Below are 23,694 nucleotides of genomic sequence, written 5' to 3'. Positions count from 1 at the left end.
GGCGCTGCGTGGCTTTGCCACCACCTTCACGGGCCTGACTGGCACGTGTTTCCACGGATCTGCTCAACGGGCTTGGAAAGCCGGTTCTAGCTGTTGAGGCCAAGCAAGGACTCTCTGCCAACGATGTGCGTCGGCAGTTCAACAGATTTGCCCGGTGCGTTGGATTCGATCATCTGAATCAACGCCTGAGCAGCCTTGCGTCCCATGTCACGATGAGGAACATGGACAGTTGTCAGCGCAGGGGCGACTATGCGCGCAAGCTCGATATCATCAAAGCCGGTGATCGATACATCTTCGGGCACCCGCAGTCCCATCTGCTGAGCTTGCCTTACCGCACCGACGGCCAGAACGTCGTTGCCGCACAACACCGCGGTCGGCGGGTTGTCACTCGACATGAGATGTTTGAACGCATCGGCGCCGTTTTCAATCTCGTACGAGGTTTCGATCACCGAAAGGTCGTCTTGCGACAGTCCATGTCGGGACATCGCGTCTTTTATCCCCTGGATCCTCAGACGCGCACGGTCGTTGCCCTTGCTGATGCCTGAAATCGTTGCCAACCGCGTGTGGCCCAATTCGATGATCTTGCTTGTCAAAGCCTCCATCGCCCGTCTGTTGTCAAACCCGACGGACGGTATTGGTTCGTCTGGCAGGAAGGACCACGCGACAAGGGCCGGCACTTTACGCCTTTCGAGATAGTCGTAGATTTGCGCGTCACGGTCATGCCCGATCAGCAACAGCCCGTCGGCGCCCCGCGCAACCAGCGTTCGGATCTGTTCTTCTTCTGCGGCCGGTTGATAGGCCGAGCTGGAGACCAGCAAGGTGTAGCCCTGTTTGTGGATCGCTTCTTGGAACGCCTGCAACCCCCTTGCAAAGATTGCATTTTCCATCGTCGGAATTATCGCGCCTATCGTGAAAGAACGCCGTGCAGCCATCACTCGGGCTGCAAAGTTCGGCGTGTAGCCAAGAGTGTCTACGGCAGACAGAACACGTTTCCGCGTTGACTCGACCACCTGTTGCGGGGTGTTCAGGCACCGTGACACGGTGGCAGTTGAAACGCCTGCTGCCTTGGCAACGTCATCCAGCGTCGGTGCGGACCGATGTTTTGACATTCTCGAACTCTCAATTCCGGTTCGCCTAAGTTAGTCGCATTTTTCCAAGGATGAAAGCGTTTATGTAAGCGCTTGCATTTATGATGTAAGCGCTTACAAAGGTATTTGAGCCGATTCTGAAGGGAGTCCCGGAAATGTATCTCGCTGCATCAGTCATCGTTTTTGTGATCTATTTCGCAAATGTCGCTTTGGGTGCTTTTGCGAGCAGCGCGTTTCTTGGTGACGTTGGAGAGATGTTGGTTCTGTTCGCGGCTTCGATCCTGTTCGTGGTCGCAATTCTGAAAAAGGAAGCTGACCGGGACGCACAAGACGGCAGCTGAACTTTTGCTTGGGAGGGCAATTGATGAAAACCGACAAGACCGAACTGGCATCGGCCGAGCGCCGCAATTTTCTGAAACTGAGCGCCAGTGGCGCGTTTACGGCCGCATTGGTCGCTGGGGCAGGGGGCGTTTTGTGGTCTTCCGAGGCCGCTGCGCAGACCGCGAAGGAAGAAAGCGAGCGTGAAAAGGCCGCAGATCACGTGATGACCGTGGCCACGGCCTATGTGCTTGGCGCGTCGCGCAGCTATCCGATCATGCAGCTGGACCTGAAAGAAAACATTCAGAACGCCACCAACGGCAAGGTCTATGTCAAACTGGCTCCTGGCGGTCAGCTTGGTGCAGGCGGCGCGCTGGTGCAGAAAGTGCAGGGCGGCACCATTCAGGCCGCGCAGCATTCGCTGTCGAATTTCGCGCCGTTCGCGTCGACAGTCGACCTGATCAACATGCCGTACCTGTGCGGCTCGAACCAGCGTTTCACCAACCTCGTCAATTCGGACACATGGAAAAGTGAGGTTCACCCCAAGGTCGAAGCGGCAGGGTTCAAGGCTTTGTTCTATGTGAACATCGACCCGCGCGTCGTTGCAGTTCGTCAGGGCGGCAATGCCGTGCTCACACCCGGTGATATGAGCGGGATCAAGTTCCGCGTGCCGGGATCCAAGATGCTGCAACAATACTACCGGATGGTCGGCGCCAACCCGACGCCCGTTGCCTGGGGCGAGACCCCCTCGGCCATCAAGCAGGGCGTTGCGGATGCGCTCGATCCTTCGGTTGGCGCGCTCTATGTCTTCGGTTTCAAGGACATCCTCAGCCATGTGACCTTCACGCAGGCGGTGCCGGACAGCCAAGTGTATTCCTGTAATCTGGAATGGTTCAACTCGATGCCGGCTGATGTGCAGGAAGGCATCATGTGGGGGTCGGAAATGACCAGCCATCAGAACCTGTCCAAGGTTCCGTCGGCCCGCGCCTATGCCATGGCCGAGCTGAACAAGGCCGGGGTGCAGTTCCACTCGCTCAGTGACGACCAACTGGCGGAGTGGCAGGATGCCGGCGGGTATCAGAACGCCGATTGGGATCCGTTCAAGACGGAACTGGCTGGATCGATGGAAAACTTCGAAAAGCTGGTCGAAGCCGCCGGTACTCAGGGCAAATATTACGTCCACGACGCCTAAGGCCCAAGCCGTGGACGCCTGACGGGCGTCCACGAACCTTACTTTCAGTCAGCCCGACAACAACCCGCCACATCAGGCGCGGGTCAGGCTGTCCCTGCGCCGGAGGATCAGATGACCATTCTTCAAAACATAAACCGAAACGCAGAGCGCTGGTTGCTGCTGGTGTTCTACGTGATGCTGGTTATCACTATGGCCATCGAGGTGCTGCGGCGCGAGATTTTTGCCTATTCGTCGATCTGGGGCGAGGAAATCGTTCGGTATTCCTTCATCTACCTCGCGTGGATTGGTGCCGCGGCTGCGGTGAAAGAACGGGCCCATATCCGGATCGATGTGATCATGCATTACATCGGACCACGCCCCAAGGCGGTGCTTTATATTTTCGGCGATCTCGTGATGTTCGGCGTGGCGATCATCGCGCTCTACTGGTCGTATGAGGCGGTTCATGTCTCGGCCAAGTTCGGCTCGGTCACGGATGGGCTTCGGGTCTCGAAAGTCTGGTTTCTTATGGCGGTGCCCGCAGGATTCGCCCTGATGATATGGCGGCTGATCCAATCCTTCCTGCGTGACGTGAAATCACTTCGTGACGGCACCCCCGTCTTCGAAGGCGACAAGCTGTTTGACTGAGGAGAACACGGATGCTTTGGAATTCCCTCAATCAAACCGTTGAACTGGGCTGGGATTTTTACCTGCCGGTGATCCTGTTCGTAGGCCTGATCGCCTTGGCCGTGCCCGTTTGGGCCGCCATTGGCACAGCGGCGATCGTGATGCTGATCATGTCCGGTGATCTGCCACTCAGCCTGGTCGGAGAAAGCCTGTTCACAGGTATCGACGCATTTGCCCTGACCGCTGTTCCGTTGTTCATTCTGACCGGAGACGTTCTGGTGCGGACCGGTCTGTCGCGCAAATTCCTGGACGTAGCCGAGGCGCTGACATGCTTTGCCAAGGGCGGGTTCGGGTCGGCCACGGTTCTGGTCTGCGGCATGTTTGCCGCGATTTCAGGTTCGGATGCCGCCGGGGCGGCTGCGGTGGGTCGCATGACTATCAACCGCCTGGTGGAAAGCGGCTATCCGCGCCCCTATGCCTGTGCTCTGGTTGCGGCTGGTGCCTGTACCGGCATCCTGATCCCGCCCTCGATCGCCTATATCATCATCGGCCTCGTGCTGGGTATTTCCGCCTCGACCCTGTTTCTTGCAGCCTTGATCCCGGGTCTGGCCATCCTGGTGTCGATCCTGATCACAAACATCATCATGAACCGCCTTTATGCCTATGAGGGTGGCGGCATGATGACCATGGGGGAATGGCTGGCCAATCTGGGCAAGGCGCTGAAATCGGGCTGGTACGCGTTCATTGTGCCGGGGATCATCTTCTACGGCATCTTCTCAGGTCGCCTGACCCCGACCGAAGCCGGCGCAACGGCCGTTGTCGTCACCATAATCATGGGTTTCATCCTGCGCACACTGACGCTGGCAGACTTTCCATCGATGTTGGTCAGCTCGGCCAAGGTGAACGGAGTTATCCTGCCGATCATCGCATTCTCGGCACCCTTGGCCGAAGCACTGGCGATCATGGGGGTCCCGCAGGGGTTCGTGGCCTCGGTCACGTCGCTGACCGATGATCCCTATCTGTTGATCTTGCTGATGATCGGCATCCTGATCGCAGCGGGCTGCGTGATGGAGACAACGCCGAACATCGTAATCCTGGCACCAATCCTGAAACCGCTGGCCGACAATATCGGCATGAACGAGATTCAATTCTGCATCATGATGATCACAGCGTTGGGTGTGGGCTTTATCACGCCGCCGCTGGGACTGAACCTGTTCGTCGTATCTGGCATTACCGGTGAGTCCATTCTGAAGATTGCCGCCCGGGCCGTTCCTTTCGTACTGACCATGCTTATCGTGGTGATCCTGATCGCCTACGTGCCTGCTGTATCGACCACCCTGCTTCCTGAAATCTACCAATAGGACCTGCTGAACATGCCTCGTGAATATTTGAAAAAGGCGACTCTCACCGCTCAATCGCATGCCTCTGAGGTGCATGATACGGTCAAGACAATCCTTGCCGACATCGAGGCAGGTGGCGACGACAAGGCGCTGGAATATGCCCTCAAGTTCGACAAGTTCGAAGGAAATGTCCTGATGACGCAGGACGAGATTGATGCGGCCATCGCACGGGTGCCGGAAAAACTGAAGGCCGATATCCGCTTTGCCCATGACAACGTCCGTCGCTTTGCCGAGACGCAGAAGGCCACCGTGTCGGACGTACAGATGGAGATCGTTCCCGGTTTTGTTGCGGGGCAAAAGGCGATCCCGGTGGATGCGGCAGGATGCTATGTTCCCGGTGGGCGCTACAGCCATATCGCCAGCGCGATCATGACGGTGACAACGGCCAAGGTCGCCGGGTGCCGTCATATCACGGCCTGTTCTCCGCCCCGTCCGGGCGAGGGCGTGGCGCCAGCGATTGTCTATGCCGCGCATATCTGCGGAGCCGACAGCATTCTGGCCATGGGCGGTGTGCAAGGCGTGGCCGCCATGACCTATGGTTTGTTCGGTTTGCCGCGCGCCAATATCCTTGTGGGGCCGGGCAACCAGTTCGTGGCCGAGGCCAAACGCATCCTGTACGGCAAGGTTGGTATCGACATGATCGCGGGCCCGACCGACAGCCTGATCCTTGCCGACAGTTCCGCGGACGCCCACGTGGTGGCAACCGATCTGGTCAGTCAGGCCGAGCACGGGTACAATTCGCCCGTCTGGCTGGTTACGGATGATCGCGACCTTGCGCAGAAAGTCATGGAGCTGGTTCCGGTTTTGATCGACGATCTGCCAGAGCTGAACCGGGAAAACGCCTCGGCCGCGTGGCGCGACTATGCCGAAGTCATTGTCTGTTCCGACCGCGAAGAGATGGCCGCCTGTTCCGATGAATATGCGCCCGAGCACCTGACGGTTCAGGCCGAGGATCTGGATTGGTGGCTGGATCGCTTGACCTGCTATGGTTCGCTGTTCCTGGGTGAGGAAACCACCGTGTCCTACGGGGACAAGGCAACCGGAACGAACCATGTTCTGCCGACGTCAGGTGCGGCCAGTTACACTGGTGGTTTGAGTGTTCACAAATACATGAAGATCGTCACCTGGCAGCGTGCGACACGTGAAGGATCGAAATCGATCGCCGAAGCCACCGCGCGGATTTCCCGACTGGAAGGTATGGAAGGTCACGCCCGTGCAGCCGATGTGCGTCTGGCCAAGTATTTCCCGGATGAGCAATTCGATCTGACCGCTGATGGATGACCCGCGCACATTGTTTGACCTGACGGGCCGGGTGGCCTGTATCACCGGCGCCAGTTCGGGGCTGGGGCGGCAGGTGGCGCGAACGCTTGCCGCAGCCGGCGCGCGCGTTGTCGGCGTGGCACGGCGCGGCGACGCGTTGGCGCAGATGCAGGCCGAAATCGGCGAACGCGCAGAAGCCGTCGTTGCGGATGTTGCGGATCGTGCCGGAATCGGCGGGCTGGTGCAGGTGATCAATTCCAAGTTCGGCGCACCGGATATTCTGGTGCACGCGGCCGGGGTCAACACGCGTGAGGCCGCCGACGAGGTGACACCTGATGGCTGGGATGCCACGCTTGCCCTGAACCTCAGCGCGCCGTTTTTCCTGAGTCAGGCGATGGTGCCCGAAATGAAAAAAAAGGGGTGGGGGCGCATCGTCAATTTCGCCTCTCTGCAAACGACGCGGGCCTTTCCGGGCGGAATTGCCTATGGGGCCACCAAGGCCGGGATCGCGCAATTGACCCGTGCCATGGCCGAAGCCTGGTCGCCCTTTGGCATTACCGCCAACGCAATCGGTCCGGGGTTCTTTCCCACCGAGCTGACTCAGGCCGTGTTTGACGACCCCCAGCGCGCGGAACGCAACGCCGCTCAAACCTGCATAGGGCGCAATGGGCGGATGCAGGATATCGACGGGCCGATCCTGTTTTTGTGCTCGAACGCGTCCGGCTATGTCACGGGGCAGGTTCTTATGGTTGATGGAGGGTTCACAGCCAAATGAAGGCACTGGTTTACCAAGGTGTGGAACAGATGGTGTTCGGTGATGTGCCGGATGCCGAGGCCGGTCCGTACGAGCATTTGATCCGGATCGAGGCGGTTGGCATCTGCGGGTCGGACATGCACGCCTATCTGGGCCATGATGCCCGCCGTCCGGCTCCGCTGATCCTGGGGCACGAAGCGGCCGGTGTGATTGTTGACGGGATACGAGCCGGTGATCGTGTCACGATCAATCCGCTGGTAAGCTGCGGTCAATGCGCGGCCTGCCTTGCCGGCCGGGAAAACCTGTGCCCGGATCGCCAGATCATCTCGATGCCTCCGCGCGAAGGGGCGTTTGCTCAATACGTCACCATGCCTGCCAGCAATCTTGTTGAAGTACCTGAGGATGTTTCGTTTGCCAAAGCCGCGCTGGCGGAACCGCTGGCCGTCAGCTGGCATACGGTCCGGTTGGGGATCGAGGCTCTGCATCCTGCGATGGACCGTCGCGCATTGGTGATCGGCGGCGGGGCCATCGGCCTTGCAGCGGCATTGGCTTTGCGGGCAATGGGCGTCGACGATGTGACCATCGCGGAACCAAATGAGCTGCGTCGGAACTACCTGGCGAAAATCGAAAGCTTTGCGCTGGTGGAGTCAGCCAAAGGGGCTTACCCGTTGGTCATAGATGCCGTGGGGTACGCTGCGACGCGGTCGGTTGCCTCGGCCATGGCCGAACCGGGCGGCGTGATCGCGCATGTGGGTTTGGGTGAGGATACCGGTGGTCTGGATGTTCGCCGGATGACCTTGCAGGAAATCACATTCATAGGGACTTACACATACACCGCCAAAGACTTTCGCCAGACGGCTCAGGCGATCTTTGACGGGCGGCTGGGGGCTCTGGACTGGATAGAAGAACGCACTCTGGCCGACGGCGCGCAAGCGTTTTGCGATATCCGGTCTGGCGCCGTGGCCGCACCGAAGATTATCCTGAGACCCTGGGGATAGAACTGACAGAACTGGAGACCTTCATGTACACAAAAATACTGGTCCCGTTAGCTTTGGATCACGGCATATCGCAACACACGCTGGAAATCGCACGGGCCTTGTCAGGAGAGGGCGCAGAAATAATTGCGCTGCATGTTTACGAGATGCCTCAGGGATCGGTCAGCGCCTATCTGGACAAATCGGTTGTCGCCGAAGGGTTTGAACGGGCCCGTTTGCAACTGTTGCAAAAAGTCGAAGGGCTTGAAGGGGTGACGGCCGAAATCGTCAAAGGCCATACCGCGCGGTCCATCATCGACTATGCCAGCAGCAAGAATGTCGACTGTATCGTTATCGGCTCGCACAAGCCGGACCTGAGCGACTACTTCCTTGGATCGACCGCTTCGCGCGTCGTCCGCCATGCCCCCTGTGCCGTGCACGTGCACCGAAGGGCCTGAATTCCTCAATCGCGCATCTAGCGCCCCAAACAGGACCAAAAGCTGGATCATGAACATAGACAAAAAGATCACCGACGATCTGGTGGCCAACGATATCTCGTTTGTCACCACTGTCCCGTGCAAGCAATTGGCAGGTGTCATCGCGGAAATCGACGAGCGCGAAGGCATCTATCACATCCCGTCCAACAAGGAAGACGAAGGAATGGGCCTGTGTGCAGGGGCGTGGATGGGCGGCAAGCGACCCGCGATCATCATGCAGAACACGGCCATTGGCGTGACGATCAATACGCTGGCGACGCTGATCCAGTATTACCGGATGCCGCTGCCGATGCTGATATCGTACCGGGGGGAATTGCGCGAACCCATTGCCTGCCAGGTTGAAATGGCGGTTCACACCAAGGCGCTGCTGGCTCAGCTGAACATCCCCACCTACCACTTCCACCATCAGGCCGACGTCGAAGAGCTCGACGCGATCCTGAAATACACATTCATGTGCAACAAGCCGGTCGCCATCCTGACCGACGCCAATTTCTGGGGAGGCTATGGCGACCAATGATCCGTTCTGAAATTCTGAAGGAAATCGCCCCGATCCTGCGTAATCAACTGGTTGTCTGCAACATCGGCATTCCTAGCCAGGAGCTGCATGCCATCGACGACCAGCCCACCAACTTCTACATGCTTGGCACCATGGGGCTTGCGTCCTCGATCGGTCTGGGGCTGGCGCTGTCACAGCCGAAGCCGGTGATCGTCATCGACGGCGACGGCTCGATCCTTACCAATCTGGGCACCCTGCCAACGATCGCCAACAATGTGGCGGACAATTACATCCTGCTGATCGTGGACAATGGCTCGTACGGCTCGACCGGCGATCAGCCGACCTATGCGGGGCAAAAGACCTCGCTGGCCAAAATGGCCGAGGCCGCCGGGTGTGAGCGCGTGATCGAATGTGCCGCCGAAGACACCGGGCGCGTACTGCAAGAGGCACTGGATGCCAAACAGATGACCATCATCGTCAGCAAATGCGAAAGCGGCAATGCCAAGATGCCGCCGATCACGATGGATCCGGTCGTCATTCGCGACCGCTTCATGAAGGCCGTTCAGGCCTGATGGGCGCAAGCGCCATCCACAGCGCCGAGGACGCCCGCCGCCTGGCGCGGCGGCGTCTTCCGTGGATGGTGTTCGACTATATTGATGGTGCAGCCGGGGCCGAGAGGGGTGCCGGTCGCAATCGGTCCGCTTTGGATGCAATGACCTTGCGCCCGCGTATCCTGCGCGACGTCAGTGAAAGGTCTCTGGCAAGTTCGCTGTTCGACCGGCCCGCGAAACGCCCGTTTGGTATCGCGCCGATGGGCATGTGCAATTTGTCCGCGCCGGGGGCCGACTTGATGCTGGCCCGCATCGCGGCACGCCACGAGGTGCCGCTTGGGGTTTCGACTGTGGCCTCGACCGCGATGGAGGATCTGATCGTCGAAGCGGAAGGCTATGCCTGGTTCCAGCTGTATTTCAGCGGCGACGGCAGCGGCACATTCAAGCTGGTCGATCGCGCCAAGGCAGCGGGGTACGAGACACTGGTGCTGACCGTGGATGTGCCCGAGGTTGGCCGACGCCCGCGCGAGTTGCGTCATGGGTTCAAAATGCCCTTCAAAATGGGGCCAAAGCAGGTGATGGATTTTGCCCTGCACCCCCGGTGGTCCTTGCCGGTCCTGCTGAAAGGCAAGCCGGAAATGGCGAATTTCCGGATGGATGGCTACGATTTCGACCGCACCGAAAGCCGCGCCAAGGCCACGTGGGAGACATTGGCCCGTCTGCGCGACCAGTGGGCCGGAAATCTGGTGGTCAAAGGCGTATTGGACGCAGACGACGCGCAAAGGCTCAAGTCAGCGGGCGTGGACGCAATTCAGGTCTCAAGCCATGGTGCACGCCAGTTGGAAAGTGCGCCCGCGCCAATCACGGTGCTGCCCGAGATACGCAAGGCCGTCGGTCCGGATTTTCCGCTTTTCTACGACAGCGGGCTGCGTTCTGGTGAAGACGTCCTCAAGGCACTTGCGAACGGGGCGGACTTTGCCTTTTTCGGTCGCATCCTTCAATTTGCAATAGCGGCCGAAGGCGAAAAGGGTCTGGCGCAGCTATGGTCGGTACTCAGCGAAGAAATCAGCATCGCCATGGCCCAACTAGGCGTCACGTCGCTGGACGAGGTCCGACGCAACGCCTGATATGGGTGAGGACAATGACCCGGGGTTTCCCACGGGTCACTGAACTGTCGGTTTAACCGCGGCGCCTGCGACGACGTCCGCCACCTGCTTCGGTTTCGCCGCCGGTGTTGAAGCTTGGGTTGGGCAAAGTGACAACCTGGGCCAGTTCCGGGAACGGATCCGTCTTGTGCGGGATCGCATTGGCGGCCACGAAGTGATCCTGAAACTTCGGCTCAATGGCGGTTTCGATCTTGGTGATCTCGCGCACGACGCGCTCGATCTCGGCGCGCGATCCGATATTGCACAGCGCGATACGTGCGCCGGTGCCTGCGGCGTTGCCCGCGCTGGAGACTTTCTCCAGTGGCGCGTCGGGTATCATTCCCAGCACCATGGCGTGTTTGGTCGAGATATGCGCGCCGAACGCACCGGCCAGAACCACGCGATCCACCTTTTCGACATTCATTTCGTCCATCAGCAGGCGTGCACCTGCGTACAATGCTGATTTCGCAAGCTGGATGGCACGGATGTCACCCTGCGTGACCGTGATGCGGGGGCCACCCTCGGCGCTGGCATCGTGGATCAGATAGGCATGTGTGCGACCTTCGGGCACGCAGCGGGCAGTGCCGGTCTGTTCCGCCGATCCGATCAGGCCGCCTTCGTCCAGCAGGCCTGCGATACGCATCTCGGCCACTGCCTCGATGATACCGGATCCGCAGATGCCTGTGATCCCAGTCGTAGCAATCTCCTGATCAAAGCCGTCTTCGTCGGACCATTTATCGGACCCGATGACGCGGAACCGGGGTTCCTTGGTAACAGGGTCAATCTCGATTCTCTCGATCGCCCCGGGTGCGGCGCGCTGGCCGGAACTGATTTGAGCGCCTTCAAAGGCAGGCCCGGTGGGCGAGGAGCAGGCGAGCACGCGGCTGGTATTGCCAAGCAGGATTTCAGCGTTGGTGCCCACGTCGACGATCAGAACCAGATCCTGCGACTTTCCGGGTTCTTCGGACAGGGCCACCGCCGCGCAGTCCGCGCCCACATGGCCTGCGATACAGGGCAGGATATAGACCTGCGCGCGTGGGTTCATGGTTGTCAGATCCATGTCGCGGGCGGGCAGGGACATGCTTTCCGACGTTGCCAGCGCAAACGGGGCCTGACCCAGTTCCACCGGGTCCAGCCCCAGCAGCAAGTGATGCATGACCGGGTTGCAGACGAACACAGTTTCCACGATCAGAGAGACATCGATGCCTGCCTCTTCGGCAATCGACGTGGCCAGGTCATTGATTGCCTCGCGCACTGCCTTGGTCATCTCCTGATCGCCGCCGGGGTTCATCATGGAATACGAAACACGGCTCATAAGGTCTTCGCCGAACCGGATCTGGGGATTCATGAGGCCAGAGGATGCCTTGACCTCGCCGGTTTCCAGATCGGTCAGATGCGCGGCGATGGTGGTCGAGCCGAGGTCGATGGCCAGACCATACAGCCCGCCTTCATGCAGGCCGGGCCAGATTTCGACGATACGCGCCACGCTGTCCTTGTGACCTTTGTGGACCGCCACGGTGACTTCCCATTTACCCTTGCGCAGAACCGGTTGAAGTTTGGACATCAGCGTCAGGTCCGCCGTGACGGCTTCGATGTCCCACTGTTCGCGCAACGCGCGCTCGAGCCGTTCCAGATCACCGGTGGGCGAATGCATGTCGGGTTCTTCCACCACAACGAAATAAAGGCGCGTGGCCGGGTCCATCGTGATGGCACGCGCGGCTGCCGCCTTGCGCACGACCTGCCGGTGCACCTGGCTTTCGGGCGGTACGTCGATCACGACATCGCCCTGAACCGAGGCCTGACAGCCCAGACGGCGGCCCGGTTTCAGACCGCGCTTGTCGTGATAACGCTGTTCGACGGCGTTCCATTCGCTCAACGCGTCCTCTGACACCGTGACGCCGTGCTTGGGAAATTCGCCATAGCTGGGTGTGATCTGGCACTTTGAACAGATGCCGCGGCCCCCGCAGACAGAATCCAGATCCACTCCCAATTGACGGGCCGCCGTCAGAATTGGGGTGCCGACGGGGAAGTGCCCGCGTTTGCCGGACGGGGTAAAGACGACAAGAGGGTCGGTGGTCATCAGTGACATACCTTTTCATATTCGCGCGTATGCCGGGCAAGATATGGGTTTGCGCGAAAAGGGAAAGGCCATCAGCGGCACGATCTGCACAACGAGCGTCGTTTTCTTCCACTGCATCGACAACCAGAGCCAAAGAGTTGCCCCCAAGGGCTTTTCCTTTGGTTCAATCCATGTAATAGGGTCACCGCCAAACGGGCTTTTGCATGGGGTATTCAGATGCAGATTCGTGAGGCACTTACCTTTGACGACGTTCTCCTGGTTCCGGGCGCATCTTCCGTGCTGCCGGCAACGGCGGATACGACCACGCGTGTGACGCGCGAAATCACCATGAACATCCCATTGTTGAGTTCGGCCATGGACACCGTGACCGAGGCGCGCATGGCCATTGCCATGGCTCAGGCGGGCGGCATCGGTGTGGTTCACAAGAACCTTTCGGTGGAAGAACAGGCCCGCGAAGTCCGCCGGGTCAAGCGGTTTGAATCCGGTATTGTCTATAACCCGGTGACATTGCGGGTGGATCAGACATTGGCCGACGCCAATGCGCTGGTACAGCGCTACAACTTCACCGGTTTTCCGGTCGTCGACGAGCAGGGCCGCGTGGTGGGTATCCTGACCAACCGCGACATGCGCTTTGCGAACTCGGACGATACGCCGGTACACGCGATGATGACTTCGGACAACCTGGCGATGCTTAAGGAACCGGCCGATCTGGAAGAAGCCAAAAGCCTGATGCGGGCGCGCCGTATCGAAAAGCTGCTGGTCGTGGATGGTGAAGGCAAGCTGACCGGTCTTCTGACGCTGAAGGATACAGAGCAGGCCGTTTTGAACCCAACCGCTTGCAAGGACCGCCTGGGTCGCCTGCGGGTCGCTGCGGCGACGTCGGTCGGGGATGCCGGGTTCGAACGGTCCGAGCAATTGGTGGATTCGGGTGTCGACATCATCGTCGTCGATACGGCGCATGGTCATTCGCAGGGCGTGCTGGACGCTGTAAAGCGGGTCAAGACCCTGTCGAACGAGGTTCAGATCATTGCCGGAAATGTTGCAACAGGAGAAGCGACCAAAGCCCTGATCGATGCTGGTGCCGACGCGATCAAGGTGGGCATCGGCCCGGGATCGATCTGTACCACACGGATGGTAGCGGGGGTTGGTGTGCCTCAGTTGACCGCGATCAGCGATTGTGCGGCGGCAGCGGGCGACGTTCCGGTCATCGCGGATGGGGGCATCAAGTTCTCGGGTGACTTTGCAAAGGCGATCGCGGCCGGGGCATCCTGTGCCATGGTCGGGTCGATGATTGCGGGCACCGACGAAAGCCCGGGCGAGGTGATCCTGTATCAGGGCCGTTCGTTCAAATCCTATCGCGGTATGGGCAGCTTGGGTGCAATGGCGCGCGGATCAGCCGACCGCTATTTCCAGAAAGACGCAGCCAATGACAAACTGGTGCCCGAAGGCATCGAAGGGCAGGTACCCTACAAAGGCTCGGCCAGTGCCGTGATCCACCAGTTGGTTGGCGGCTTGCGTGCGGCGATGGGGTATACCGGCTGCGCCACCATCGAAGAGATGCGCAAGAACTGCAATTTCGTGAAAATTACGGGCGCCGGTTTGAAGGAAAGCCACGTCCACGATGTTCAAATCACTCGCGAAAGCCCGAACTACCGGGTCATGTAAGCCATCCAGCAAGACACAAGGCACCCGGGAACGGGTGCCTATTTGCCACTTGGATCGGCCAGCCGGGCCCATTTCCGCCGAGGTATTCCACAATGACACCCGCCGCCCGTGTTCAGGCCTCGATCGAAATTCTGGATGATATTCTGGCTGGCGCGCCGGTCGAAAAAGCCCTCACCGGCTGGGCGCGGCGCAGTCGCTTCGCCGGATCCAAGGATCGGGCAGCCATTCGCGATCACGTATTCGACGCGCTGCGACGCAAGCGCTCGTATGCGGTGTTGGGAGGGTCCGACACCGGGCGCGGTTTGATGATCGGTGCGACCCGTGCGTCAGGCTGGGATCTGGCCGACCTGTTCACCGGCGACCGTCACGCTCCGCCGCCGGTTGAGGAAACGGAAACGGCGCGGGAATTCGCGTCCGAGGCCGAAAGATATGACATTCCGGAGTGGCTGTGGCCTCGGTTCGTTGACTCTCTGAAGGATGCCTTGGTTCCTTGCGCGATGTCATTGCAGAACCGGGCGCCCGTTCACCTGCGGGTCAACTTGCGAAAAACCGATCTGGGCGGGGCCATCGACGCCTTGAAGTCCGAGGGCGTGATCGCCCATCCGGTTCAGGTATGCCAAACCGCGCTCGAGGTGACAGAGGGGGCCCGGCGCATTGCCCAGAGCCGGGCCTATGCCCAGGGTCTGGTCGAGCTTCAGGACGCTGCAAGCCAGGCGGTCGTGGCCGCGCTGGATCTGCGGCCGGGGATGCGCGTTCTGGATTATTGCGCGGGTGGTGGCGGCAAGGCGCTGGCGCTTGCAGCGCACGAGGGCGTCGAAGTGTTTGCACATGATGTGAATGCCGGTCGCATGAAGGATATTCCGACCCGGGCGGAACGAGCAGGTGCAAAGATAACCATCCTCAACTCCGATGACCTTACAGGTGTTGATCCGTTTGATGTGGTTTTGGTTGATGCGCCGTGCTCTGGCAGCGGATCGTGGCGAAGGGCGCCGGCCGGGAAATGGGCCTTGTCCGAGGATCGCTTGCGGGACCTCACCACCATTCAGGCCCGTATTCTATCTGACATTGTGCCTTTGGTGCATCCGGGCGGCCTGCTGGCTTACGCAACCTGTTCGGTTCTGAACGATGAAAACGGCGCGATCATAGACGATTTTCTGGATCATTTTTCCCAGTGGCGGGAAACCTTCCGGAAAACGTGGCACGTTACACACGAATCTGACGGGTTCTTTACGTCGCACTTGACGCGCTGAGCTTTTGGCAAATAACAACCTTGGGTAGATCGCTGCTTTCCGAACGCCGTTAAGCGGGAATTAACCAATTTTGGCCGTTATAGCCGATAACTTTGCGCCCGAGCCGTTTATGTCTGACACAGCAGAATTTTTCAGCGACCCATCTCTTGTCCACACGCCTTCGGCATCTCGTCTATGGTCGTTGGTGGCGGTGGCATTGTTGATCAGCATTGCCCCCATGGTCGGGTTGCTGCCACCGGATTGGACCATGGGCATGATGGTCGCGGGAACTTCGCTTTTGATCGTGGCACTATGCGTCGTGATCAAAGGCCAGGTCGACGCCAGACATGCGCAGCAAACCACTGCTGTCATGGCCGCGTTTGCAGAACAGGAAGAGTCACCTTTCCTGATCGCAAATGCCTATGGCGACATTCTGGCGTCCAACGCACCAGCGCGGGAACAGTTCGGCGCGGCGAAAGGAGCCAGCCTTGAAAACTGCCTCAGTTCGACGTTCTCGACCCCTCAGGTGGTTTTGTTGAGGTTGCAATCTCAGGCCCGATCATTCGGTCGGGCCCGGGAAGACTGTGTGATCAGGGGAAACACAAGCAGTGTAACCGTGTTTCTATTGGCTCCCGACATTTTTTGCTGGCGGTTTCAACAGTCAGAACAGGAAAGCTGGCAGTCTCTCAACCTGCCGGTTCTGACCATCGGATGCGCGGATGACGTGGTGCGCCCGAATCCGGCGGCGAAAAAGTTGCTTGGGCCGCGTTCTGGTCGGGTTCGCGACATCTTCGGTGATGCTGACCCCCGGATCGGAGCCTCAAACATCATCAAGTCACAGGACGGAATGATTTCGGTCGCTGTGACGGAACTTTCCCGATCCAGCAAGGAACGAAGCCTTGGTTTGGTGCCGCTCATTGAAACTCCGGCGCCCGGGGCCAGCACGTCTTTTGCAGATCTTCCAGTTCCGGTCCTCACCCTGTCTCCGGCGGGGGCCATTCTGAATGCCAACAGGCTGGCGAATAAGCTGCTGGGAAATGAAAACCTGGAAGGCGCGAACATAGCCGACATCATGCGGGGTATGGGGCACCCCATTCTGGATTGGCTGGCGCGGACGGCCGCGCAAGAAGACGCGCAACGATCCGAGTTTCTTCAGTTGACCCGAAAAGACAAGGAAGTCTTCGTTCAGGTCACGCTGAGCCGTGTCGTTGTCGATGGCAAGATCTGTCTGATCGCGGTTCTGAATGACGCGACCGAGTTGAAGACTTTGGAGGCTCAATTCGTCCAAGGGCAGAAAATGCAGGCTGTGGGTCAATTGGCCGGCGGGGTCGCACATGATTTCAACAACCTGCTGACGGCCATTTCCGGGCACTGCGATCTGCTGTTGTTGCGTCACGATCAGAATGACCCGGATTATGGGGATCTGGTTCAGATCAATCAGAACGCCAACCGGGCAGCTGCGCTGGTCAGCCAGCTTCTGGCATTCTCGCGCAAACAGACTCTCAGGCCCGAAGTTCTGGATTTGCGCGACACGATCTCGGACCTCATTCACTTGTTGAACCGGTTGGTGGGCGAGAAAGTTCTGCTGACCCTCAGCCATGATCCGGTGTTAAAGCCGGTTCGCGCGGACAAACGGCAGTTGGAACAGGTGTTGATGAATCTGGTCGTCAACGCGCGCGATGCCATGCCAGACGGGGGCGAGATCCGCATCGAGACCGAGGTATTGAACCTGTCGCAACCGCTCAGCAGGGACAGGGCGACCGTCCAGCCCGGCGAATACGTTACGGTCAGGGTCATGGACAGCGGCGTGGGAATACCTGCCGACAAACTGCAAAAGGTCTTCGAGCCGTTCTATACGACAAAGCGTACGGGCGAGGGGACAGGGCTTGGGCTTTCAACAGCGTATGGTATCGTCAAGCAGACGGGCGGTTTCATCTTTGTCGACAGTACGGTGGGTCGAGGCACCGAATTCACCGTCTTTCTACCGGTTTGCGCCACGGTGGCAGAGGCTGAACAGGACACTCCGGCCCAGCCCGAAGCCCAAAGCGCCCGGCAAGGAGAGGGCGTCGTGCTTTTGGTTGAAGACGAAGCGCCGGTCCGCGCCTTTGCAACCCGGGCCCTGCGGCTCAAGGGCTATACCGTGCTGGAAGCGGATTCGGCCGAGGAAGCCCTGCGGCTTCTGGAGGATCCGTCTTTGAACGTGGACGTATTCGTAACGGATGTGGTCATGCCCGGCATGGATGGGCCGACGTGGGTGCGCAAAGCTCGGGAAACACGCCCGGACGCCCGCGTGGTCTTCGTATCGGGTTACACGGAAGGTGCCTTTGGCGATTCAGAGCCCGAAATCGCCAATTCGACCTTCCTGCCCAAGCCGTTTTCACTCACCCAGTTGACCGAGGCGGTTTTCCAACAACTGAACTGAGCACCCTACAAGGCTGCATCGTGGAGCGCGAATTCCTCTGCGTGTCTTTTGCAAAATTTCTGCCGTGTCTCGGGCGTCAGCGTCAGATCACCCGGTGGTGATACATTCTCTTGCGGCAGGTCGATCTGCATATTCAGTCGCGCTTCCAGGAAGTCGAGAATTTTGCCCTGGTTTTCGTATTTGAAGATATGCGTGGCGCCGCGACCATTGCTGCGGGTACGGAAAAACTGGCTTTGGCTGCCAACATCGGCAAAATCCGGGCGCGGGTTTGTCATATAGGCCTGCACAAACGTGTCGAAACTCATGTCTCGGGTCGAATGTACGTGGCCGACCAGATCGGCGCGGCTGCGAAATCGATACCAGCTGCCCAGCCAGTCAACGGGTTCGCGAACAATTGCCAGGATCTCCATCTCGGTATCGTACATCTTCCGAAAAACGTTCTGGAAAAACCGATCATACCTGCGCACCGGAGCATGTTTGAGCTCGGGCGGATGAGTGACAACGATATCAGCGCGATCCCGCAACGCCATGTGATAAGCCGTGCTGCCGGTTTTCGGAACGGCAAGGAAGGCAAGGCGTTCCTCATAGAAAACAAGCATTTAATTGCTCCAATTGTCATCCGGCTATGCGCGCAGATTGTCGTAAAGGACTTCTTAATACAATTGCTGAAGACTAAATCCCGTAAGTTTTTATTGAAATGTTCTTCTTTTGGTCCCATAAGGAACAAGAGGCGAACAAAGCAGCGATTGCCGCCCGATCAAGGGTGTGACAAAAGGGAAGGCGACAGGACAATGGCGGATCTTCTGACAATGAGCGACAAGAAAAACGCAGACAAGCAAAAGGCGCTCGACAGCGCGCTGGCCCAGATCGAACGGCAGTTCGGCAAAGGCTCCATCATGAAGCTTGGCGAAGGCGCCAAACAGGACATCGACGCAAGTTCGACAGGCTCGCTCGGGCTGGATATTGCGTTGGGAATCGGCGGTCTGCCCATGGGGCGCATTGTTGAGATTTACGGCCCCGAAAGCTCGGGGAAGACGACGCTGACGCTGCATTGCATTGCAGAACAGCAGAAACGCGGCGGCGTCTGCGCCTTTGTTGACGCCGAGCACGCGCTGGACCCGCAATATGCGCGAAAGCTGGGCGTTGATCTGGATGAGCTTCTGATCTCGCAGCCCGATACCGGAGAGCAGGCGCTGGAGATCACCGATACGCTGGTGCGCTCGGGCGCGGTCAACATGGTCGTGGTCGATTCGGTTGCGGCGCTGACGCCGAAATCCGAACTGGAAGGCGACATGGGTGATAGCAATGTCGGCGTTCAGGCCCGACTGATGAGCCAGGCGATGCGGAAACTGACGGGCTCGATCAGCCGTTCGAACTGTATGGTGATCTTCATCAACCAGATCAGGATGAAAATCGGCGTGATGTTCGGCAGCCCCGAAACCACCACCGGCGGCAATGCACTGAAATTCTACAGCTCGGTCCGTCTGGATATCCGCCGCATCGGCGCGATCAAGGACCGGGACGAAGTTGTCGGCAACCAGACGCGCGTCAAGGTCGTCAAGAACAAGGTTGCACCCCCCTTCAAGCAGGTAGAATTCGACATCATGTACGGCGAAGGCATCAGCAAGATGGGCGAGCTGCTGGATCTGGGTGTCAAAGCCGGTGTGGTCGAAAAGTCAGGGTCATGGTTCAGCTATGGCGACGAACGGATCGGGCAGGGGCGTGAGAATGCCAAACAATATCTGCGCGACAACAGCCGTATTGCCTTTGAGATCGAAGACAAGATTCGGGCGGCTCACGGGCTGGATTTCGACATGCCTCCGGGCGCAGCCGAGGATGATGACATCCTTGAAGCCTGACGATCGCTGACGGGGCTCGGTACGTTCCCGACCCAACATGTTATGTTGAAAATACCATGAACAAGGCGGTCCCCGGGCCGCCTTGTTTCGTTCGGACGCGCCTCTGCTGTGGACACTCGTTTGACAGGGGGATAAACCTGCGGGGACCAATTTTTTGTGCGCCGAGAGAGCCCTATGCCAACCCTGAACGACATCCGATCGACCTTTCTGAACTACTTTGAAAAACAGGGGCATGAGGTCGTGGCGTCCAGCCCGCTGGTGCCGCGCAACGACCCGACGCTGATGTTCGTCAATTCGGGCATGGTGCAGTTCAAGAACCTGTTCACCGGATTGGAAACACGTGACTACAAGCGCGCCACCACGGCGCAGAAATGCGTGCGTGCCGGCGGCAAGCACAACGATCTCGACAATGTGGGTTACACGGCGCGCCACCATACATTCTTCGAGATGTTGGGGAACTTCTCGTTTGGTGATTACTTCAAACACGAAGCGATCCCATTCGCGTGGGAGCTGATCACCAAGGAATTTGGGATCGACAAGAACCGCCTGCTGACAACGGTCTATCATACCGATGACGAAGCGTTTGAAATCTGGAAAAAGGTCGGTGTACCCGAAGACCGGATCATCCGCATCGCCACCAGCGACAATTTCTGGCAGATGGGCCCGACCGGCCCCTGCGGCCCGTGTACCGAGATCTTCTACGACCACGGAGACCACATCTGGGGTGGTCCTCCGGGCTCTGCCGAAGAGGACGGCGATCGGTTCATTGAAATCTGGAACGTCGTCTTCATGCAAAACGAGCAGTTCGAAGACGGCTCGATGGTCGAGCTCGACATGCAGTCGATTGATACGGGCATGGGGCTCGAGCGGATCGGTGCATTGTTGCAGGGCAGCCATGACAATTATGACACCGATCTGTTCAAGGCACTGATCGAGGCATCGGCCGATGCAACTGGCGTGGATCCTTACGGGGATCAGAACGTGCACCACCGCGTGATCGCGGACCACCTGCGTTCGACTTCGTTCCTGATTGCTGATGGCGTGATGCCCAGCAATGATGGCCGCGGCTATGTTCTTCGCCGCATCATGCGTCGTGCCATGCGTCATGCGCATCTGTTGGGTGCCAAGGATCCGGTCATGCACCGGCTCGTCCCGTCATTGGTACAACAGATGGGCGGTCACTATGCCGAGTTGACCCAGGCACAGCCATTGATCGAAGAGACCTTGTTGCTTGAAGAAACGCGTTTCAAGCAGACGCTGGACCGGGGGTTGAGGCTGCTGGACGATGAGGTGTCCGGCCTTTCCGAGGGGGCGCCTTTGTCCGGTGAAGCGGCATTCAAACTGTATGACACCTACGGTTTCCCACTGGATCTGACACAGGATGCGCTGCGTGAAAAAGGCCGGACAGTTGACACCGAAGGCTTTGAAACAGCGATGGCCGAACAAAAGGCCAAGGCGCGGGCTGCCTGGGCCGGGTCAGGTGAAGCCGCGGATCAGGCGGTATGGTTCGATGTTCTGGACAGCGCCGGGGCGACCGACTTCCTTGGCTATGACACCGAGAAAGCCGAAGCTCAGGTTGCGGCATTGGTTGTCGACGGTGCTTTGGTTGAAAAGATCGAAGCGGGCGACAGCGGCTGGGTCGTGGTGAACCAGACGCCGTTCTATGGCGAAGCTGGTGGTCAGGTGGGCGACACCGGCGAGTTGCGGCGTCTTGAAGATCGCGATCACCTCAGCCGGGTGGAGGACACCAGAAAATTCGCCGATGGGAAGGTCTATGCACATAAGGTGACGGTCTTCAGCGGTGCCGTGTCAAAAGGCGATTCTGTCGAGCTGGAAGTCGATCATGCGCGCCGCACGGCAATCCGGGCCAACCATTCGGCCACGCACTTGCTGCATGAAGCGCTGCGGGAAACGCTGGGCGACCATGTGGCGCAGCGCGGCTCGCTGAATGCGGCGGATCGTCTGCGGTTCGACTTCAGCCATTCCAAAGCGCTGAGCCTGGAGGAAATCCAGAAGATCGAACGTGAGGTGAACGGTTTCATCCGCCAGAACTCGGCTGTCGAGACACGGATCATGACACCGGATAACGCACGCAAACTGGGCGCGCAGGCATTGTTCGGCGAGAAATACGGTGACGAGGTGCGTGTTGTTTCGATGGGCAAGGCACCTACGGGCAAGGGCCATGATGGCGAAACCTGGTCGATCGAACTGTGCGGCGGCACCCATGTGCGTCAGACGGGTGACATCGGCACCTTTGTCATCCTGGGCGACAGCGCAAGCAGTGCCGGCGTGCGCCGCATCGAGGCACTGACCGGGGATGAAGCGTTCCGTTACCTTTCGGCACAGGATCATCGCCTTGCGCAGGTGGCGTCGGAGCTAAAGGCGCAGCCGGATGATGTGGTGGCCCGCGTGAAAAGCCTGCTGGAGGAACGCAAGTCATTGCAGAACGAAGTGGCGCAACTGCGTCGAGATCTGGCGATGGCCGGCGGGAACGGGCAGGGCGGTGGTGCCGAAGCGCGTGATGTGAACGGCGTGAAGTTCATAGCGCAGGCCCTCAGCGGGGTGTCCGGCAAGGATCTTCCGGCATTGATCGACGAACACAAGGCGCGTCTTGGATCGGGGGCGGTGTTGCTCATCGCGGATACGGGCGGCAAGGCCGCGGTTGCGGCTGGCGTCACCGAAGACCTGACAGGAACCGTTTCGGCGGTCGATCTGGTCAAGGCCGCCGTGGTGGAATTGGGCGGCAAGGGCGGCGGCGGCCGCCCGGATATGGCCCAGGGCGGTGGACGGGATGCGTCAAACGCGGATTCGGCGATCAAGGCCGCAGAACAGGTTTTGGGAGGGTAAGATGGCCGCACTCTGGATTGCACATGTGACGGTGACCGATGCCGAGGCGTATGGAAAATATGCCGAATTGGCCGGGCCGGCCATTGCCAAGCACGGGGGCACTTTCATCGCCCGTGCGGCGCGTTACGTTCAGTTGGAAGGCAAGGAACGGCCACGCAACGTTGTTGCCCGTTTCCCGTCGCTTGAAGCGGCTGTGGAATGCTACAACTCGGATGACTATCAAGAAGCATTGAGTCATGCGCGCGACGCCAGTGAACGTGAATTGGTTGTGGTTGAAATCACGGAGTGAACGTCTGCGTTCACGAAGTGTAGCGCGGTTTGCCCGGTAAACGGGCAGCCAATAGGCAATCATTGGCTTATGCCACGATCGACCTTGGAAACTCAGCTCGCAAATATGGGCTGAGTTTATTTTTTCATTATTTCAATTACTTGTCAGGCCACGCCGTCGCGGATTTGCGCGTTTAGCGCCTGAATTGTGGCTGCTTCACCCAAATTCTTGCGCAAAAAGGTCAGATTGACGGACGAATTTCCGCCCTTTTTCCCCTTCAACATTTTAGGTGATTGCCTGGGCGGGGTTGTTCGCGGATAGTTTCACGAATCGGAATGCGACCCTGTTTGACGTGCAATCGTGCGAAGAACATCGGATTGGGGTACAGGCATGAAACACTTCACAAATCTGGCCAAGCGGTTTGGTGCAAGACTTCTGCCGGTTTCAGTGCGGGCTTTCAGCATTAGTTTTTTGGGCGTTTGCACCATCGCCATGGCCCCTGTCGCACATGCGTCCGGGAACGGGTTTATCCCAAGTGTCGCGTCCTCGCCGCCACCGTCAGGAGCCATCAACCTGTGTGCTCAGTACAAATGGGCCTGCGCAGGAAAACGATCCGTATCCATGTCCAGCCAGCAAGAACTGAAGGTTGTCGAACAGGTAAATCGGCGCGTGAACAGATCGACACGAGAAGTCACTGATCAATCTCAGTACAAGATGACTGAACGTTGGGCGCTTCCGACAGCCAGGGGTGGCGATTGCGAAGACTTCGCGCTGTTGAAGAAAAGGGATTTGATCCATGCAGGCGTCGATCCAAGTAAACTGTTGATCGCTACGGTTCTGGACACGCGTCGGGTGCCTCACGCGGTGCTGGTGTACCGCTCTTCAAACGGTGATTTGGTTTTGGACAACCTCACAAACCGTATCAAGCCCTGGACAGCAACGCGGTATCTGTTTCTTCGTATGCAAGACCCTAACCGCCCCGGACGTTGGGTTGGTGTGTACGGCCATAGCTGAGGAAACCTGAAAGTCTTTTTGAGAAACTGAAT

At 58.8% G+C, this 23,694-nt stretch carries 21 protein-coding genes; 18 read left to right on the top strand and 3 right to left on the bottom strand.

The genetic code is table 11. From position 1 onward, the window contains the following. Window positions 1–86: 86 nt before the first annotated feature. Entirely contained in the window at window positions 87–1,109 is a 1,023-nt protein-coding gene (locus tag FIU92_RS07840; protein ID WP_152458041.1) for a LacI family DNA-binding transcriptional regulator, read from the bottom strand. Between the two features lie 134 nt (window positions 1,110–1,243). On the opposite strand from FIU92_RS07840, the gene FIU92_RS07835 reads away from it, so the two are divergent. The 11 genes from FIU92_RS07835 to FIU92_RS07785 all read left to right on the top strand — a co-directional run bounded on the left by FIU92_RS07835 (window position 1,244) and on the right by FIU92_RS07785 (window position 10,260). Continuing rightward, a complete protein-coding gene (locus tag FIU92_RS07835; RefSeq protein ID WP_152458040.1) occupies window positions 1,244–1,429 on the top strand; it encodes a hypothetical protein in 186 nt (61 codons plus the stop codon). Between the two features lie 23 nt (window positions 1,430–1,452). Then, window positions 1,453–2,598 carry a TRAP transporter substrate-binding protein gene (locus FIU92_RS07830; protein WP_152458039.1) on the top strand — a complete coding sequence of 382 codons (1,146 nt, stop codon included), beginning with the start codon at window positions 1,453–1,455 and terminating at the stop codon, window positions 2,596–2,598. A 111-nt stretch (window positions 2,599–2,709) separates the two neighbouring features. Further along, window positions 2,710–3,222, top strand: a complete 513-nt coding sequence (locus FIU92_RS07825; RefSeq protein WP_152458038.1) for a TRAP transporter small permease — start codon at window positions 2,710–2,712, stop codon at window positions 3,220–3,222. An 11-nt stretch (window positions 3,223–3,233) separates the two neighbouring features. Next, window positions 3,234–4,562, top strand: coding sequence for a TRAP transporter large permease (locus FIU92_RS07820; protein WP_152458037.1), 1,329 nt, complete (start codon window positions 3,234–3,236; stop codon window positions 4,560–4,562). 12 nt (window positions 4,563–4,574) lie between these two features. Continuing rightward, window positions 4,575–5,882, top strand: coding sequence for a histidinol dehydrogenase (gene hisD / locus FIU92_RS07815; protein WP_152458036.1), 1,308 nt, complete (start codon window positions 4,575–4,577; stop codon window positions 5,880–5,882). Next, window positions 5,875–6,636, top strand: a complete 762-nt coding sequence (locus tag FIU92_RS07810; RefSeq protein ID WP_152458035.1) for an SDR family NAD(P)-dependent oxidoreductase — start codon at window positions 5,875–5,877, stop codon at window positions 6,634–6,636. Before hisD ends, FIU92_RS07810 begins: the two co-directional genes overlap by 8 nt. Further along, window positions 6,633–7,613 carry a zinc-binding dehydrogenase gene (locus FIU92_RS07805; RefSeq protein ID WP_152458034.1) on the top strand — a complete coding sequence of 327 codons (981 nt, stop codon included), beginning with the start codon at window positions 6,633–6,635 and terminating at the stop codon, window positions 7,611–7,613. Before FIU92_RS07810 ends, FIU92_RS07805 begins: the two co-directional genes overlap by 4 nt. 23 nt (window positions 7,614–7,636) lie before the next feature. Continuing rightward, window positions 7,637–8,047, top strand: a complete 411-nt coding sequence (locus FIU92_RS07800; protein WP_152458033.1) for a universal stress protein — start codon at window positions 7,637–7,639, stop codon at window positions 8,045–8,047. 49 nt (window positions 8,048–8,096) lie between these two features. Beyond that, window positions 8,097–8,603, top strand: coding sequence for a sulfopyruvate decarboxylase subunit alpha (gene comD, locus FIU92_RS07795; protein WP_152458032.1), 507 nt, complete (start codon window positions 8,097–8,099; stop codon window positions 8,601–8,603). Beyond that, window positions 8,600–9,154: a sulfopyruvate decarboxylase subunit beta gene (comE, locus tag FIU92_RS07790; RefSeq protein ID WP_152458031.1), complete on the top strand. Its 555-nt coding sequence runs from the start codon at window positions 8,600–8,602 to the stop codon at window positions 9,152–9,154. The genes comD and comE overlap by 4 nt, the downstream gene beginning before the upstream one ends. After that, complete coding sequence (locus FIU92_RS07785; protein WP_152458030.1) at window positions 9,154–10,260, top strand: alpha-hydroxy acid oxidase; 1,107 nt, start codon at window positions 9,154–9,156, stop codon at window positions 10,258–10,260. Before comE ends, FIU92_RS07785 begins: the two co-directional genes overlap by 1 nt. A gap of 52 nt (window positions 10,261–10,312) precedes the next feature. Here the strand turns inward: FIU92_RS07785 and FIU92_RS07780 are convergent, their stop codons facing one another. Then, window positions 10,313–12,358, bottom strand: a complete 2,046-nt coding sequence (locus tag FIU92_RS07780) for an ASKHA domain-containing protein (protein WP_152459857.1) — start codon at window positions 12,356–12,358, stop codon at window positions 10,313–10,315. 216 nt (window positions 12,359–12,574) lie between these two features. Between FIU92_RS07780 and guaB the strand changes: the two genes are divergently transcribed. The 3 genes from guaB to FIU92_RS07765 all read left to right on the top strand — a co-directional run bounded on the left by guaB (window position 12,575) and on the right by FIU92_RS07765 (window position 17,674). Next, window positions 12,575–14,023, top strand: a complete 1,449-nt coding sequence (guaB, locus tag FIU92_RS07775; protein WP_152458029.1) for an IMP dehydrogenase — start codon at window positions 12,575–12,577, stop codon at window positions 14,021–14,023. A 92-nt stretch (window positions 14,024–14,115) separates the two neighbouring features. Then, window positions 14,116–15,273, top strand: a complete 1,158-nt coding sequence (locus tag FIU92_RS07770) for an RsmB/NOP family class I SAM-dependent RNA methyltransferase (protein WP_152458028.1) — start codon at window positions 14,116–14,118, stop codon at window positions 15,271–15,273. Between the two features lie 109 nt (window positions 15,274–15,382). Continuing rightward, complete coding sequence (locus FIU92_RS07765) at window positions 15,383–17,674, top strand: ATP-binding protein (protein WP_152458027.1); 2,292 nt, start codon at window positions 15,383–15,385, stop codon at window positions 17,672–17,674. Between the two features lie 5 nt (window positions 17,675–17,679). On the opposite strand, the gene FIU92_RS07760 is transcribed toward FIU92_RS07765, so the two are convergent. After that, on the bottom strand, window positions 17,680–18,273 hold the full coding sequence (locus FIU92_RS07760) for a sulfotransferase family 2 domain-containing protein (RefSeq protein WP_152458026.1): 594 nt from the start codon (window positions 18,271–18,273) through the stop codon (window positions 17,680–17,682). A 192-nt stretch (window positions 18,274–18,465) separates the two neighbouring features. On the opposite strand from FIU92_RS07760, the gene recA reads away from it, so the two are divergent. The 4 genes from recA (at window position 18,466) to FIU92_RS07740 (ending at window position 23,662) form a co-directional block, all read left to right on the top strand. After that, complete coding sequence (gene recA, locus FIU92_RS07755) at window positions 18,466–19,533, top strand: recombinase RecA (protein ID WP_152458025.1); 1,068 nt, start codon at window positions 18,466–18,468, stop codon at window positions 19,531–19,533. Window positions 19,534–19,707: 174 nt separating this feature from the next. Then, entirely contained in the window at window positions 19,708–22,380 is a 2,673-nt protein-coding gene (gene alaS, locus FIU92_RS07750; protein WP_152458024.1) for an alanine--tRNA ligase, read from the top strand. A gap of 1 nt (window position 22,381) precedes the next feature. After that, on the top strand, window positions 22,382–22,669 hold the full coding sequence (locus FIU92_RS07745) for a DUF1330 domain-containing protein (protein WP_152458023.1): 288 nt from the start codon (window positions 22,382–22,384) through the stop codon (window positions 22,667–22,669). Between the two features lie 369 nt (window positions 22,670–23,038). Next, window positions 23,039–23,662: a transglutaminase-like cysteine peptidase gene (locus FIU92_RS07740; protein WP_254705365.1), complete on the top strand. Its 624-nt coding sequence runs from the start codon at window positions 23,039–23,041 to the stop codon at window positions 23,660–23,662. The last annotated feature ends 32 nt before the right edge of the window (window positions 23,663–23,694 follow it).

This window comes from Ruegeria sp. THAF33, from assembly GCF_009363615.1.
GTDB lineage: Bacteria > Pseudomonadota > Alphaproteobacteria > Rhodobacterales > Rhodobacteraceae > Ruegeria.
The sequence above is the reverse complement of the archived record's forward strand: the minus strand, read 5'-3'. Positions and strand labels throughout refer to the sequence as shown.

Excerpts from the sequence above, each read along its gene's own strand:
- FIU92_RS07840 (WP_152458041.1), bottom strand. The coding sequence starts at position 1,109 with ATGTCAAAACATCGGTCCGCACCGACGCTGGATGACGTTGCCAAGGCA.
- FIU92_RS07835 (WP_152458040.1), top strand. The coding sequence starts at position 1,244 with ATGTATCTCGCTGCATCAGTCATCGTTTTTGTGATCTATTTCGCAAAT.
- FIU92_RS07830 (WP_152458039.1), top strand. The coding sequence starts at position 1,453 with ATGAAAACCGACAAGACCGAACTGGCATCGGCCGAGCGCCGCAATTTT.
- FIU92_RS07825 (WP_152458038.1), top strand. The coding sequence starts at position 2,710 with ATGACCATTCTTCAAAACATAAACCGAAACGCAGAGCGCTGGTTGCTG.
- FIU92_RS07820 (WP_152458037.1), top strand. The coding sequence starts at position 3,234 with ATGCTTTGGAATTCCCTCAATCAAACCGTTGAACTGGGCTGGGATTTT.
- hisD (WP_152458036.1), top strand. The coding sequence starts at position 4,575 with ATGCCTCGTGAATATTTGAAAAAGGCGACTCTCACCGCTCAATCGCAT.
- FIU92_RS07810 (WP_152458035.1), top strand. The coding sequence starts at position 5,875 with ATGGATGACCCGCGCACATTGTTTGACCTGACGGGCCGGGTGGCCTGT.
- FIU92_RS07805 (WP_152458034.1), top strand. The coding sequence starts at position 6,633 with ATGAAGGCACTGGTTTACCAAGGTGTGGAACAGATGGTGTTCGGTGAT.
- FIU92_RS07800 (WP_152458033.1), top strand. The coding sequence starts at position 7,637 with ATGTACACAAAAATACTGGTCCCGTTAGCTTTGGATCACGGCATATCG.
- comD (WP_152458032.1), top strand. The coding sequence starts at position 8,097 with ATGAACATAGACAAAAAGATCACCGACGATCTGGTGGCCAACGATATC.
- comE (WP_152458031.1), top strand. The coding sequence starts at position 8,600 with ATGATCCGTTCTGAAATTCTGAAGGAAATCGCCCCGATCCTGCGTAAT.
- FIU92_RS07785 (WP_152458030.1), top strand. The coding sequence starts at position 9,154 with ATGGGCGCAAGCGCCATCCACAGCGCCGAGGACGCCCGCCGCCTGGCG.
- FIU92_RS07780 (WP_152459857.1), bottom strand. The coding sequence starts at position 12,358 with ATGACCACCGACCCTCTTGTCGTCTTTACCCCGTCCGGCAAACGCGGG.
- guaB (WP_152458029.1), top strand. The coding sequence starts at position 12,575 with ATGCAGATTCGTGAGGCACTTACCTTTGACGACGTTCTCCTGGTTCCG.
- FIU92_RS07770 (WP_152458028.1), top strand. The coding sequence starts at position 14,116 with ATGACACCCGCCGCCCGTGTTCAGGCCTCGATCGAAATTCTGGATGAT.
- FIU92_RS07765 (WP_152458027.1), top strand. The coding sequence starts at position 15,383 with ATGTCTGACACAGCAGAATTTTTCAGCGACCCATCTCTTGTCCACACG.
- FIU92_RS07760 (WP_152458026.1), bottom strand. The coding sequence starts at position 18,273 with ATGCTTGTTTTCTATGAGGAACGCCTTGCCTTCCTTGCCGTTCCGAAA.
- recA (WP_152458025.1), top strand. The coding sequence starts at position 18,466 with ATGGCGGATCTTCTGACAATGAGCGACAAGAAAAACGCAGACAAGCAA.
- alaS (WP_152458024.1), top strand. The coding sequence starts at position 19,708 with ATGCCAACCCTGAACGACATCCGATCGACCTTTCTGAACTACTTTGAA.
- FIU92_RS07745 (WP_152458023.1), top strand. The coding sequence starts at position 22,382 with ATGGCCGCACTCTGGATTGCACATGTGACGGTGACCGATGCCGAGGCG.
- FIU92_RS07740 (WP_254705365.1), top strand. The coding sequence starts at position 23,039 with ATGAAACACTTCACAAATCTGGCCAAGCGGTTTGGTGCAAGACTTCTG.